The following is a 14,441-nucleotide window of genomic DNA, read 5'->3' as shown; positions in this document are numbered from 1 at the left end:
ATTTAAATAAATAAGTCCGTTTAATAGTGCTTAAAGAATTCTACCTGCACAACTAATCAACGGTAGAATTCAATAAGCGACTAACTCAAATAAACTTTAATGACTTACTTCTAATTCGTAAAATCTCACTTTAGCATAGGCACCTTCATCTCGAGATTGAAAATAATTACCTGCTTTAAAATAATTTTCAAAAACGCCCCATCTCTTTATATGAATACCTTCGTAAGCTTTATATTCCGTATCATTTAAAATGATTAACATTTTGCCATCAGAGACTTGAACTTCTAGAGTAAACTTCCTAAAGCCCACTTCTTGTTCAAAATTAAATCCTTCATCATTATCCCATGCATCTTCATGTAATATTTCAGTATCTGAAGCTGATAGGTCTTTTAACACTTTAGATTTTATTCTTATCTTACCTTTATCCCAATATATTTTAAGAATTGGTGGCGCATTATTATCATCTTCTCCTATTAAATCGCGTTGTTCGTTTGTTAATCTACCATGAATTTGCATTATAATAACACGATGATATTTACCTTCATCATCTTTAGATACTTCATCCATTTGTATCTTTCCTCTCATTTTACCACCATCGGCAAAGGTCCAATTCACATTATTTTCACCAGGTACCATTTGCTCTCTTAATTCAGATCGCGTATACTTGGTGTTTTTGGTTTTAGATTCCGTAGGCATGGCATGGAAAACGATAGCGCCTTTAGTAGAATCTATATACATATATGGTTTTGCAACGTCATTATTTGCAAAGTCTAATATTTCTGGAGGATCAATTTCATAAGGCTTCCCTTTATCATTAGTTACTGGTAGCGTGACTTTCCAATGACTTAAATCAATATTTGGAAGTTTGACCTTCTTCTTTTTTTTCTTTTTCTTTTTCTTTTTAACCTCTTTTAATTCTTTTGATGTTTTAACATCTTGAGCCTGACACTTAGCACTAACTGAAACTGTAAGAAAAACAAATAAACATATTTTAAAGTATCGTAACATATTTCAAGTTTTATAACTAATTAATCAAGCGCTTCAATTTCGAAAGAATCAATATACGATTCATCGAACTCATTATAAAAGAATATAGCCAACGACGTATTTGCCCCTGAATTAAATATCAATGTTCCAGTTGCCAGCGCATCTACACCAGCAACATCTTCTGAAAATGTAATTGACCCTACGGTATTTGCCGTAATATCAGCTGGATTATTAGTCTCAGTTAACATTGAAACATGCAGAAGCCCATTATCAGCAGTATCATTTTTAAACCTGTATTTAAATGATAATGAATACGTTTTATTTGGTGTAAACTCGCTGATTAACTGATATCCAATTCTATCACTTCCTGGATCTGGTAATTTAGCGCCATTACTACCTTCATAGTATCCATTTGAGCTTGTAATCTGAATAACTCCACCTAGACTAGAATTTCGCCATGGATCTCTACTATCATTTCCATTATCAAAACCTGGCTCGAGAATTACTGGTATTGAAGTTGGTGGCTCTTCTGGTTCTATTAAAACTAATTCCTCAGAGTATGTACTAGAAACACCTAAGTTATCTGTTGCTGTTAAAGATACTGTATATGTACCTTCACCTGGAAATATATTAGCACCATCAACTCCAGTTGAGCTATTACCATCTCCATAATTCCATTCATACATTGTTGCACTTATAGATTGGTTTGAAAACGTATAAGTCAAATAATCATTACCTTCAGTAGCAGAAAATAAAGCTTCTGGTGGTGTTAAATCTTCTTGCGAATTAGCATCTGGCAAATCAAATTCCAAGGCATCGATAGAAGGGTCACATGCTGTAGTGATACAAAAAGTAACAAGTAGAAAAATAATCGCTAACGTTCGCGAAACATATCTCTCCAATTTATTAATGTTTTTCATTTTTTTTATGTTTTAAATTTTCATTCTAATTATAACCAGGGTTCTGGCTCATTAGGCCATCACTTAAATTCACTTCATTTTGTGGCATTGGTAACAACAAATCTGAGGTTGTAAATGAAAAACCATTAGCAGTTGAGTATTGTGATAAAACCGATTCTGCTCTTCCTAATCGAATTAAATCAAATAGTCTGTGGTTTTCAAAGGCCAATTCTACTCGTCTTTCTAATAATAAATCATCAACTGATATTTCTGTAACAGCGTCCGTTAACCCAGCTCTATCTCTTACTTCTTGAAAAGATGATAATGCAGCGCCCGCACTTGTTTCTTCCGATCCAGCCATTATTGCTTCTACATGCATTAATAATACATCAGCATAACGTAAAACAATCCAGTCATTTCCGGCTAATCTTGGATTGGCACTTGTTTCAAAAATATGTGGATTCGTTGTTCCTCCGTCATCACCATCAGGGAAATATTTAGCACATTGGTATCTAACTGAAGTTAAGTGGTTTGGGTCTTGTCTAAAAGAATACTGTGCTCTAATTCCTCCAAATTCATTTAAATCATCTACTAAATCGTAGGTTGCATAATTAACACCACTAGACGGTCCAACAGAATTCATAAATTGCGAAGAAAACGTTTGACTATCATTAAGACTAGTAAAACCAATTGCGAAAATAATTTCTTGATTTAACTCCTCATAAAATACATCATTAAAATCTACTAAACCAAATGACCCATCGTTAATGATTTTTTCACACATTATTTGCGCTTTAAGATATTCTGGGTTTTCTAAAGTTAGATATACTTTTGCTAACAATCCTTGAGCAGCAGCTTTAGAAGCTCTTGTTTTATATGTGTTATCCAAACCTTCTTCTGCTGTTAATAAGTCACTAACAATCAAATCATATATAACACTTGTATCAACTCTAGTAAATTGAGCTTCTTTCTCCAAAGGACTTAAAACATGATCCACATAAGGAACATCTCCAAACAGTCTTACTAAATTAAAATATGCATAGGCTCTAATAAATTTTGCTTCCGCCTCTATCACTGAAGTATCATCACTTACATTACCTAAATTTTCTAAAACAACATTTGCTCTATAAATAACCTCATAATAACTATCATAATAATTAGCAACAAGACCATTTATTGGAAGTACGTTGAATGACTCAAATTGTCCTGCGTCAGAAAAATCATCTGGATCTGCAATTTTCGTTGCCGTATTACCACTTCTCATCTCTGTGATGTAAAATTCATATTGTACACCATGGTTACTATCCTTATCGAAATCTCCAACGCCTTGAATAGCATCATAAGCACCAATTAGCGCAGATTCTAATTCAGCTGTAGTGGTATAGTAATTATTTGATGTAAGAGCTGAGCTTGGTTCTGGCTCTAAAAAACTATCACAAGACGTTGCCATAAATCCTATGAGTAAGACAGCTATATATGTTTTATATTTCATGATATATTGTATAAAGTAATTAAATGCTTTTTTTTAAAAATCTAAGTCTAATCCTAAAGATATTGTTCGATAAATTGGAGAACCACCTCTTTGGTATCCGTATTGTGTAGGGCTGGTTTTGTCTAAGGCTTCTGGATTCCAGCCTGTGTAGCCATCTGCAGTTTTGTATACTAGGTTTTGTCCTGATGCATAAACTCGTAATTTAGAAATCTTTAACTTACTCGTTAAATCTTCAGGAAAACTATAACCTATATTCACATTTCTTAAAGCAATATACGACGCGTCTTGAATAACACTATTGGTTAAATACTTATCTACTAAAAATTCAGTACCGTAACCTGCTGCCGCTGCCGCATCATTTAACGTTCTGTTATTGTTATGACTAAACAGGTAATGATCACCAATGTTTCTAACTTCAGCACCATGTGACCCTTGGAACATCAAAGAGAAATCTAAATTTCCAATTGTAAAATCGTTACTAAAACTCCAAATTAATTCTGGGTAAGGGTTTCCTAAAATAGTTTTATCATCTGCATCTAATACACCATCTCCATTTAAATCTTTTACTTTTACCCAACCAAATTGAGCACCTACATGTCGATAAGGTCTATCTCTATATTCAACAGGCACTTCCGATTCCACCACGTAGCCGTAAAAAGAAGATATTGGTTGCCCTTCCTGGTTTATCCATTCAGCAGGTCTTGAAGGATCTATGCTTGTAATTTGACCATCTGAATCTGCAAAATTAACAAGTGTATTTTCGTTGGTTGTTGCAATTATCGTAGATTGCCAAGAGAATTTCTCTAAATTAATATTTCTAGTTCTTACTTCAAACTCAAAACCTTGATTTTTTACTTCTCCTAAATTAACTAAAGCACTATTATGACCAGTTGTTGCAGAAACAGGGTTGTTTAATAATAATTGATCACTTGTTCTTTGATACCAATCAACAGAACCTGTAATTTTATTATTTAAAAACCCAAAATCTATACCTGGATTGATCTCAATTAATCGTTCCCATTTTAACTCTGGGTTGGCAAGATTTAACGGCGAATAACCTGTAGTTATAGTACCATCTGTAACATAGGTTGTTAAATCTAATAATGATAAGTGTGGGTAATAATCTTGCAACACATTATCAGAACTTAAAACAGAAGTACTTCCTTGTGCATCTGGATTAACACTTCCTGTGTTTAGACGATCGTTACCAGTAACACCATAACTTGCTCTAAATTTAAGCGTTGAAACAAAGTCACTATCCTCTAAGAAACTCTCTTTTGCTACATTCCAACCTATAGAAGCCGCCGGAAAATTACCATATTTAAAATCCGATCCAAAAATTGAACTTCCATCACGACGCATACTTAGCGACAATAAATATTTATCGTCATATGCATAAGTTAATCTTGAAACGTAAGAAACACCTCTTTTCTGCCATTCGAATCCAAATGTTTCATCAGCAATAATGCTAGTAGCACCAGAAATTTGCTGAACTACATCATTTTCAAAACCTACACCCTTTATTGTAGAAAAGAAATAATCTCTTGTTTCAATTGAATTACCTAAAGTCACTCCTAACTCATGTTTTCCAAATGTTTTATTATAGTTTAAAAAGTTATCAAAAATATAATATTGTTCTTTTTGATTAGTTTCAACCATATATGCTTCTGTAGAAATCCTTCGCGCTAAAGTCCCCAAATAATCTGTTCTCTTAGTATCTTGTAAAGATCCAGAAATTGAGGTTTTAAATGTTAAGCCGTCCATGATTTTGTATTTACCATAAACACTACCAAACATCTTAAATTTTTTATCCATTCTACTTCTTTCTGTAGCTCTTCCATATGGATTCTGATTCGTACTGTTCCCCAAATTAAATAACTCTTCGTCAAAGATACCATCACCATTAAAGTCAAATATTGTAAAATGATCTTGCCTAGCATAATCTCCAACCTGAAGTCCAAAATCTGGATCTACCATTTGCAGCGTATGCTCATCATGATAAATTGGCAACCAAGGTTGATGCCTAGCAACATTGTGAATAGACTCCGCAAATCTATCTCTAATTGTATATGACGGACTAAGATTTACTCCTACAGAAAACTTGTCGTTTATTTTATTATCTACTTTTAACCTTGCTCCATATTTTGAATAGTTATCTCCTAATAACACACCTTCATCATCTGAGTAATTTAAACTAGCTGTATATTTTGTGCTTTTATTTCCACCTCTAAAAGAAAGTGCATGACTCGTAATCGTTCCGCCATCAAAAAATACATCTTGCCAAGAACGATCAGTTCCTGTTTGTAATTGCGCTTGAGTATATATGGAAATTTCACCATTTTCTTCCATTTGCTGCTCAGCCCACTCCGTCGTGGTATAACCATAAGCATCACTCTTACGCGCATCCTTAAAACCGGTATATGTATTATAACTTACCTTTGTTTTACCTTCAATACCAGACTTCATGGTTATCATGATAATACCATTAGATCCTTTTGAACCATAAATAGAAGATGATGCCGCATCTTTTAAAATCTCAAAAGACTCTACATCATTCATATTTAAAGACCCTAAGAAATCTGAATCTACAATAACGCCATCAACCACTATTAAAGGTGTAGAATCGCCAGCCATAGAACCAACACCACGAATGGTAATGGTTGGTGCTGCACCAGCTTCACCATCCGTCGCCTGAATATTAACACCTGAAACCTGCCCAACTAAAGCATCATCAACTCGAGATACAGCTATTTGCCCTAAATCATCATTTACTACTTTAGATATTGCTCCTGTCGTGTGACTTTTTTTCTGAGTACCGTAACCAATAACTACAACCTCATTTAATGTATTATCTGATTCCACCAATGCCACATTAACAGTCTTTTGACTATCTATAATAATCGTTTGTGACACATATCCAATATAAGAAAACTGAATAACATCGCCTTTTGCGACCTCTAATTGGTAGTTTCCATCAAAATCTGTAGAGGTACCTCTCGTCGTTTTTAGAATAATTATGTTTGCTCCTGGAATAGGCATATTATCACTAGACGATGTAACAGTTCCGCTTAAGGTGTACTTTTCTTGTGCAATAAGCGAAACACAAAAAAACAAAGCGAAAATCGTTGTTAACTTTATTTTTAAATTCATGTTTATATATTAGATTAGTTAGTTTTTTATCACCATTCTGCTAGAAATAAACCACTTATGAATTGGTTTACCAGATTGGTTTACCAAATATAACAAAATATTTGGTTAAATCAAAGTTATTTTAATTTAGTACTGTTGATGTCACTAAACTTATAGAAACACCTATATTATTTGAGATAAATCACTTAATATATTTTAGGACTCAATCAATGATTAGTGAAAAAAAATACTTTACAATTAAATAAATTAATCATAAAGTATTTTTAAACACTTTCTTTGTAAGGACTATTAAATAAATTTCTAATCCATCTAAAAATCTTACAAAGAAAGTTATTAATATTAAAAAATTAGTAACCTGTATTCTGTGTAATTACACCACGTGTTGCTAAAATTTCAGAAACAGGAACTGGAAATACATGATAATTACTATTAACAGTTTGTCCCATTTCAGCATCTACAGAATTAGTTCTTACTAAATCGAACCATCTATGTCCTTCAAACGCCAACTCCAAACGTCTTTCATCAGCAATTAATTGTCTTACTGCTGCTTGTGTAGTAGCAGTACCAGTTAAGCTATTAAGACCAGCTCTAGTTCTAATATCATCTAATAAAGGTAATACCGTAGTAGCTGAAGAACCGTTTTCATTTAAGGTTTCTGCATACATAAGAATAACATCCGCTAAACGAATTTCAATCCAATCATGTTCCGTTCCTAAATCACCTTCTTTTGGAAATTTGATTGCAGTTAAGCCATCATCCGCTAAAGTTACAGCTCTTCTTAAATCAGTTCCTCCGCCATTAGCGTCACTTGCATCAAATGCAGCTACTAAATCTTGATCTACAGGAAAATCTGCTTTTGAATCATCTCCAACAAACCAGTTCCAGAAATCTGAACCAAAAGTATATTCATCAACAATAGAACCTGTGATTTGCGTAGAAAAAATAATTTCTGAATTCCCAACTTCATTAGCTGCACCGAAAATCTCATCGTAATTTGTTTTTAACATGATACCAGCTCCTGCTGCACCAGTAACAACTGCTGCTAAATGTGGCTCAGCACTCGTATAATTACCCATAGCCATGTACACTTTTCCTAACAAAGCCTGAGCAGCATATTTTGAAGCTCTACCATCAGTAATAGTAGTACTTAAAACAGCCATTGCATCTGTTAAATCTGGTATAATAACATCATTGTATACATCTGCAGCTGGACGTCTAACTAATATAGAAGTATCCGTTAAACTAGGTGATTCAGATAAGTTAACTGTTACATCTCCAAAAACTTGAACTAGTTTAAAATAAGATAAAGCTCTTAAAAACTTAGCTTCCGCTATCTGAGTATCATTTGAAGAATTTGATATTACGTTATTAGCACTTAAAATAGATTTATAAGCAGCAGTATAAAAAGGACCAAAGAATTGATCTTCCATTGCTGTTAACCCATTATCATACTCATCAAACTCCGTATATGGAGCCTCATCCATGAATGCGTTATCTGATCGAAATTCTCCCATTATTGCCATTGGAGTAACTGTACCCAATTGGTAATAATATGCAGCATTTAACACACCTTCAAATTCAGTTAATGAATCTGCACTCGCAATATTAGAAGGTGATTGATCTAAATCTGTAGAGCATGCTGTCATCAAAAACAACGAGCCCAATAATATATATATTTTTTTCATTTTTTTTTATTTAAAAGTTAACATTTAAACCTAACGTAAAGCTTCTTGTAAGTGGACTTGCACCTACCTGAGCACCATATGTTGTTGGCCCTAAATAATCACCACCAGAAGTACTAACACCTTCAGGGTTGTAAGACGTATAATTATCAGCCATTATATAAAATAAGTTTGATGCTGCAACATATGCTCTTACAGAACTTAAACCAACTTTATCTGTCCACTCAGATCTTAAAGTGTATCCTAATGTAATATTTCTCAATGCTACGAAAGAAGCATCTTGAATCATTGCATCTGTTTGGTATCTGTTACCAATATAGTGCTCTCCATTGTGATCAGCAATACCATCATCATTAGCATCAAAACTAGAAACTAATCGTCCACTCCATTGAGATTCATAATATAATGGATCTACATTATAAACTTCTGCACCATGAGACCCTTGTATTTGGATTGACATGTCAAAATCCTTATAACTTAAGTTATGAGACATACCCCAATAAAAATCTGGTGTATTTTGACCAATTTTTACTAAATCTCCTCCATCTTCTACAGATCTAGTATTATCTATTACACCATCACCGTTTTGATCTACTACATATGATTCACCTGTAGCATTGTTAGGGTGTCTAGTACCATCAGCTAAATATTCCATTTCTACATCACCAATAGTTTCTAATCCCCACATTTCACCAATTCCACCACCTACGTAGTTTCTAAACACTGGTCCTCTACCACTAACTCCATATATAGCTTGTGGTAATTCATCTAAACCACCTAAATCAGTGATTTCAGTTTCTACTGTAGATAAGTTTCCACTAATATTCCAAGAGAAATCATCGTTAGAAACAACTCTTGCATTTAATTCAAATTCCCAACCAGAACTTTGTACATCTCCAGAGTTAAGTACAATTGAAGACGTTCCTAATACTTCAGATACACTTTGGTTAATTAAGATATCTTCAATATCAGAAGTATAATAATCAATACCTAATGTAAATCTGTTATTCAAAAATCCGAAATCTATACCATAGTTAGTTTCAGTATTTGTTTGCCATGTTAAATCTGGGTTAGCTACATTCTCAGGAATTAAATAACCAGTTCCATAAAAAGTTGCTGACGGATCTAACAAACTTAATGCATCATAAGAACCTAAGAAAGAAGCTGTACCTAAAGAACCTGTACTAAATCTTAATTTTAACTTGCTTAATACATCGTTATCTTCCATAAAAGATTCGTTATGTACATTCCAACCTAATGAAAGTGCTGGGAAAGTTGCATATTTTTTATTTGCCCCAAATCTAGAATCACCATCTCTTCTTAAAGAAACAGACACTAAATATTTATCATCGTAAGCATAGTTAACTCTACCAAATACACTCTCTCTTGCTCTTGTCTCTTTTCTTTCAGTTACAGTTAAATCTGCAGGATCAAATAAATTGTAATTTAAGATATCCTCATCTGGCACATTAACACCATCGATTCCCGTTCCGATTAATCTAGTCGTCTGGAATTCAACACCAGCAACAGCTGATATATCATGCTTTCCAATTACTTTAGAATAACTCAATGTAGTTTCACTTAATACAGACCATACTTTTAAATCTGTTTGATCCATATATGTTTGTGCTGTTCTCGCTCTAGAATCAAATCCAAGTAATCTGTGCTCATAATACTGCGTATCTTTTAAATCTCCACCTAAAACAGTTTTAATATTCAATCCATCAATAATATTATATTGTAAGTATGAACTTATATTACCAAAAAATGTTTTTTCCCAACGCTCTGTATTATCTAATTTAGCAGCTGGACCTGCATCACCAGAACCTCCAATACCATTGTTATCTCGGCCATAATGCCAATCTTGTGCTGCCATACCTGGCTCTAAATCATAAATACTAGACGCTTCATAAGTTGAACCTCTAAATCCATTATCAAAATCAGCAAGACCTAAAGCTTGTGCCTGAGCATCTAACTGCTGAACAAACGCGATAGATTCTGCAGTATGGTATATAGGATGAACACCATATGCTCTTAATAAATCTCTCATGTCATGTCCTAATATATCTCTTTCTGAGGTAAACCCATTAAAACTAACACCTGTTTTAAATTTGTCTCCTAACTTAGCATCTACATTTAAACGTGCGTTTAATCTTTCAAAACCTTCAGTTATAATTACACCATCAGAATTTTGGTAACCAATTGATGCAAAATAATTAACATCATCAGTACCACCACTCATGCTAAAATCATGACTTACAGAACTTCCATTTCTAAATAACCAATCTTCAGGACTTATTGCACCTGGAGAATTTTCATAAGCACTTAATCTATATTCTAGAAAAGCAGGATCTTGTGTATCAACCGTTCCTGCCCAGTTTCCAGCAGCAATTTGAGATCTTGAATGTGCAGCCCATTCTGGACCAGACATTAAAATATTATCACGGTATTTCTTAGAAAAACTTGTATAAGCGTTATAACTAAAACTAGCTTTACCAGATTTTCCTTTTTTAGTTGTTACTAAAACTACACCATTTGCACCTCTAGAACCATAAATTGCAGCAGAAGCCGCATCTTTAAGTACCTCCAAGCTTTCAATATCATTTGGGTTTACAGTTTCTAAACCACCTGAAATAGGATAACCATCTACCACTATTAAAGGATTAGATGCACTTGAAATTGAAGAAGCTGCTCTAATTTGAATCTTTGGAGCTGCACCAGGCGATGCATCTTGGTTTTGAATCAAAACCCCAGATAATTTACCAGCTAAAGCTTGGTCAACACGAGCAACTTGAACAGCCGCAACATCGTCACCACCTACACTAGATACTGAACCTGTAAGGTGAGATTTTTTTCGAGTACCATATCCAACAACGACAACTTCACTTAATGAGTTATCATCTTCAACAAGGGATACGTTTAATGTGGTTTGGCTATCAATCACAATTGACTGTGTTACATACCCAATATAAGAGAATTTTACCACCTCTCCTTTCTTAACCTCTAATTGATAATTTCCATCAAAATCTGTAGAAGTACCACGAGTGGTGTTGACAACTACAATATTAGCACCTGGTATGGGCATGTTGTCAACTGCTGAAGTGACAGTACCACTTATGGTATAAGCCTCCTGAGCAAACGTTATTACACTAAAAAGAAGTGCAACAACCGTAATGAGTTTAATTTTTAAATTCATAATTCATTGTTTAGATTAGATTGTTTTATTATTAGTTTATTTTTAATCTTTAAGACGCCTATTTTAGTCAATAAAATATGTGTCTTTTTTAAGTTTTCTACTGGTAAACCAAATTGGTTTACCAGATTGGAAAACCAAATATATATAAATATTTGTTAAATACAACGTTTTCGTAAAAATTATATGTTAAAATAGTTAATATTTTAGGTAATATAGCAAATAACCTATATCCCTTGATGGATTGTTAGTATATCTATAATACCTTATAACTTTTAGAAACTGGGAAAGAATTAATCCTTAAGATTCTTTATCTCCAAAATAAGACGGCCCTTCGCCCGTTAAGAAATCTTCTCTAACTGGACTAAATGTATCAATTAGTTGCCCTTCTTCTAAACACACTGCGCTATGTAATAAGTTTGGCTCTATATACACGCCATCACCTGCTTCTACAATATGTTTTACACCATCAATTTCAAACTCAAATTTACCTGACACACAATATGTAGCTTGCGTATGAAAATGTTGATGTGGCGCTCCCAATGCACCTTTTTCAAACTTTACGCTAACCATCATAATTTGGTTATCGTAACCTAAGAACTTTCTAGAAACTCCGCCACCAAGTTCTTCCCATTCCATATCTTTTGATACAATATACTTTTCGCTAAATCTTTTCATTTTTATTTAATTTTTGATTATTGATTATTTTGAGATTATGTACAACACTATAAATGATATAGCTTAATTTATTTGAAATAATAAGAACCTGACCATGCATAATTCTTATTATCAATATTTAGATTATGTTTAACTTCTTTTGAAGTATTTGTATTAACAGTTATAAACAACTTTGTTTTACCATTAAGAGTTGTAATAGTCATTGCCGTATACGCTTCTGAATCGAAAACCGTTTTAATTTCTTTAATATTACTTTTAGAGTTTACCGCAGACTCTGATACAGCACTATAACTTCCGTGAGATTCTATAACAGAAACAAAAGTTCTATTTTTTGAGTTTTTAGTTCTTAAAATTAATGCAGGATCACGACGTAAATTAAATTCTGGGTCGTTCGCTCCTATTCTAGTAAACAACAATTCATCTTTAGTATTGGTCACTGTCGTTAATGAATAAAACTTATTATTACTAAACCATGAAAATTTAGTGTTTTCATCTGAAGCTTTTCCTAACCCTTCAAGATATAAATGCTGGTAGCCATTTTTTGACCCTAACGGTTTTAAAGTCTCAGGTGAACTGTACTCAAAATTTGTTTGTAATACTTGTCCGAAATAATAAAACGGAAAATCATATTGGTTTGCCGATGCAGAAGTCACTTTCATGATATCTAACAAAAATGGTTTTTCAAAATCTTCATCTTTAATGACTGCCATAGTACGAAGCATTGTGGTTCCTGGATAAGCATTTTTTTCAACTGCACTTACCACTTGCACATCCTCATTGTCCGAAGAAAAATATTGTAAATCCGAATGATGTAAACTTCCTATATCATATTTACCTGTAAAATGAGAAGTTTCATTTTGCGTAACCGTATTATGAGCTATAGTTTGTTTTGCCCAAGTTTTATTTTCTTTAAGGTAATTTCCACCACCTTTTTGTTCTATGTTTACAAAACGAGATAATCCGTAATCTTGAATTACTTCTTCTCCATTTTCATATAAAGAATAAGACAATTTATCATAATGACCATGGCTAGACCCTTGCGATGCATACTTAAAAACCAATTCTATATCTTGATTTCTTAGAATACCTACACCTCCTTGTTTTCCTTCTGGTCCATCAGATAGATTGATGGATTTTTTTGCGAATGGTTTTTCTTCTCCATTTTTAATTCCGAGTGCAACAGCCAAACCAGAATCGTCTAACAGTACTCTGTCTTGTTGTTTTGCTATTGATAACAACCCAGGATTTTGTGTACCAAAATGATAAGATATATCTACAGCCGTTACCAGAGCGCTATTGTAATAAGACATTCCTTTTTGCCCATCATTAAGCGGAAAAAAATCACCATCAGCATCAGATAGATTTAAAAGTGCATTAATGGATTTTAAAAGCACACCTTCTTTGTATTCAAATATTTTTAATTCTGGCTTAACATTATGCAGACCTTCTGCAAAAATTAAAAAAGGATACATGGCGTAGCGTTGGTAATATGGTCCTTCATTATAATAACCATCTGGAGAAAATGGTTCTTCTATGTTGGCTAAAAATCCGGCCTTACCATCTTTGTTGAGAAAACCACCATCATCATCTTTTTTTGTGGCATCTAATTTTAAATCTTTAATTCCGTATAAGGCACGATTGATTAACTCCTCATCATCCATAACTAAGCCAATCATTCCTACAGCCGCATTTCCCCAAGTACTATGATTATGAACACGTTGGTAAAATTGTGGACTGTCTACTGATATATGATCTGCAAATGGCCTGAATAAATTAGTCTCTAGCTTATGTCGGTCTTCTTCCGTTAAGTAATTGTAGATACAATCATACGCCTGACTCACATAAACTAACCAATTAGAATCATTTAAACATTGCCAAAATAATTTTCCTCTTGCATAAGACCTTGTTTTTGGGTGTAATGGTAAAGTTTTATAAAGTGCTTCATATTCCATTAGCATGTCTTTTACATACTTGGCATATTTCTCATCCTCTAAAATTTGATACAGTAGACCAGCTTTGTGCAGTATAAACCAATTTTGTTTATGTCTAGAATGTGTGTAACCACCAGAATAATCTTTAGGAATTGGCACCTCTATACCTGCTTCAATTTCAGCATCCACTTCTTCTTTAACGGCTTGTAAAGATTTATCAAAAATAGGAATAGTTCCTAATTGTGCTCTAATATCTTTTACACCTTGAGCAGTTAATATAAGTTTAGGATGTTCTTGAGATGTTGATTTTTCAGTATGATCATTTGTGGGTGTTGCATTTTCTTTATTACATGAAATTGCAGTTACTACAATTGCTGCTAAAGCAAATGTTAATATTATTTTTTGTGTGATTTTCATCCTTAACTCTTT

The 14,441-nt window shown here is 33.4% G+C and carries 8 protein-coding genes; all 8 read right to left on the bottom strand.

Annotation, left to right across the window (positions count from 1 at the left end; all coding sequences use genetic code 11):
- Nucleotides 1–96 precede the first annotated feature (96 nt).
- The 8 genes from HNV08_RS02275 to HNV08_RS02240 all read right to left on the bottom strand — a co-directional run bounded on the left by HNV08_RS02275 (nt 97) and on the right by HNV08_RS02240 (nt 14,429).
- A complete protein-coding gene (locus HNV08_RS02275; protein ID WP_173279483.1) occupies nt 97–1,008 on the bottom strand; it encodes a polysaccharide lyase family 7 protein in 912 nt (303 codons plus the stop codon).
- A 20-nt stretch (nt 1,009–1,028) separates the two neighbouring features.
- Entirely contained in the window at nt 1,029–1,907 is an 879-nt protein-coding gene (locus HNV08_RS02270) for a PKD domain-containing protein (RefSeq protein ID WP_173279482.1), read from the bottom strand.
- Nucleotides 1,908–1,932: 25 nt separating this feature from the next.
- On the bottom strand, nt 1,933–3,378 hold the full coding sequence (locus tag HNV08_RS02265) for a RagB/SusD family nutrient uptake outer membrane protein (RefSeq protein ID WP_173279481.1): 1,446 nt from the start codon (nt 3,376–3,378) through the stop codon (nt 1,933–1,935).
- 33 nt (nt 3,379–3,411) lie between these two features.
- Complete coding sequence (locus HNV08_RS02260) at nt 3,412–6,528, bottom strand: SusC/RagA family TonB-linked outer membrane protein (RefSeq protein ID WP_173279480.1); 3,117 nt, start codon at nt 6,526–6,528, stop codon at nt 3,412–3,414.
- Between the two features lie 347 nt (nt 6,529–6,875).
- Nucleotides 6,876–8,213: a RagB/SusD family nutrient uptake outer membrane protein gene (locus tag HNV08_RS02255; protein WP_173279479.1), complete on the bottom strand. Its 1,338-nt coding sequence runs from the start codon at nt 8,211–8,213 to the stop codon at nt 6,876–6,878.
- 10 nt (nt 8,214–8,223) lie between these two features.
- Nucleotides 8,224–11,406: a SusC/RagA family TonB-linked outer membrane protein gene (locus tag HNV08_RS02250; RefSeq protein ID WP_173279478.1), complete on the bottom strand. Its 3,183-nt coding sequence runs from the start codon at nt 11,404–11,406 to the stop codon at nt 8,224–8,226.
- A 297-nt stretch (nt 11,407–11,703) separates the two neighbouring features.
- Complete coding sequence (locus HNV08_RS02245) at nt 11,704–12,081, bottom strand: cupin domain-containing protein (RefSeq protein WP_173279477.1); 378 nt, start codon at nt 12,079–12,081, stop codon at nt 11,704–11,706.
- 68 nt (nt 12,082–12,149) lie between these two features.
- A complete protein-coding gene (locus tag HNV08_RS02240) occupies nt 12,150–14,429 on the bottom strand; it encodes an alginate lyase family protein (protein WP_173279476.1) in 2,280 nt (759 codons plus the stop codon).
- Nucleotides 14,430–14,441: the final 12 nt, after the last annotated feature.

The sequence above is a fragment of the Winogradskyella eckloniae genome, assembly GCF_013249045.1.
GTDB lineage: Bacteria > Bacteroidota > Bacteroidia > Flavobacteriales > Flavobacteriaceae > Winogradskyella > Winogradskyella eckloniae.
Note: the sequence above shows the minus strand (reverse complement) of the source record. Positions and strands in the feature narration are given on the sequence as shown.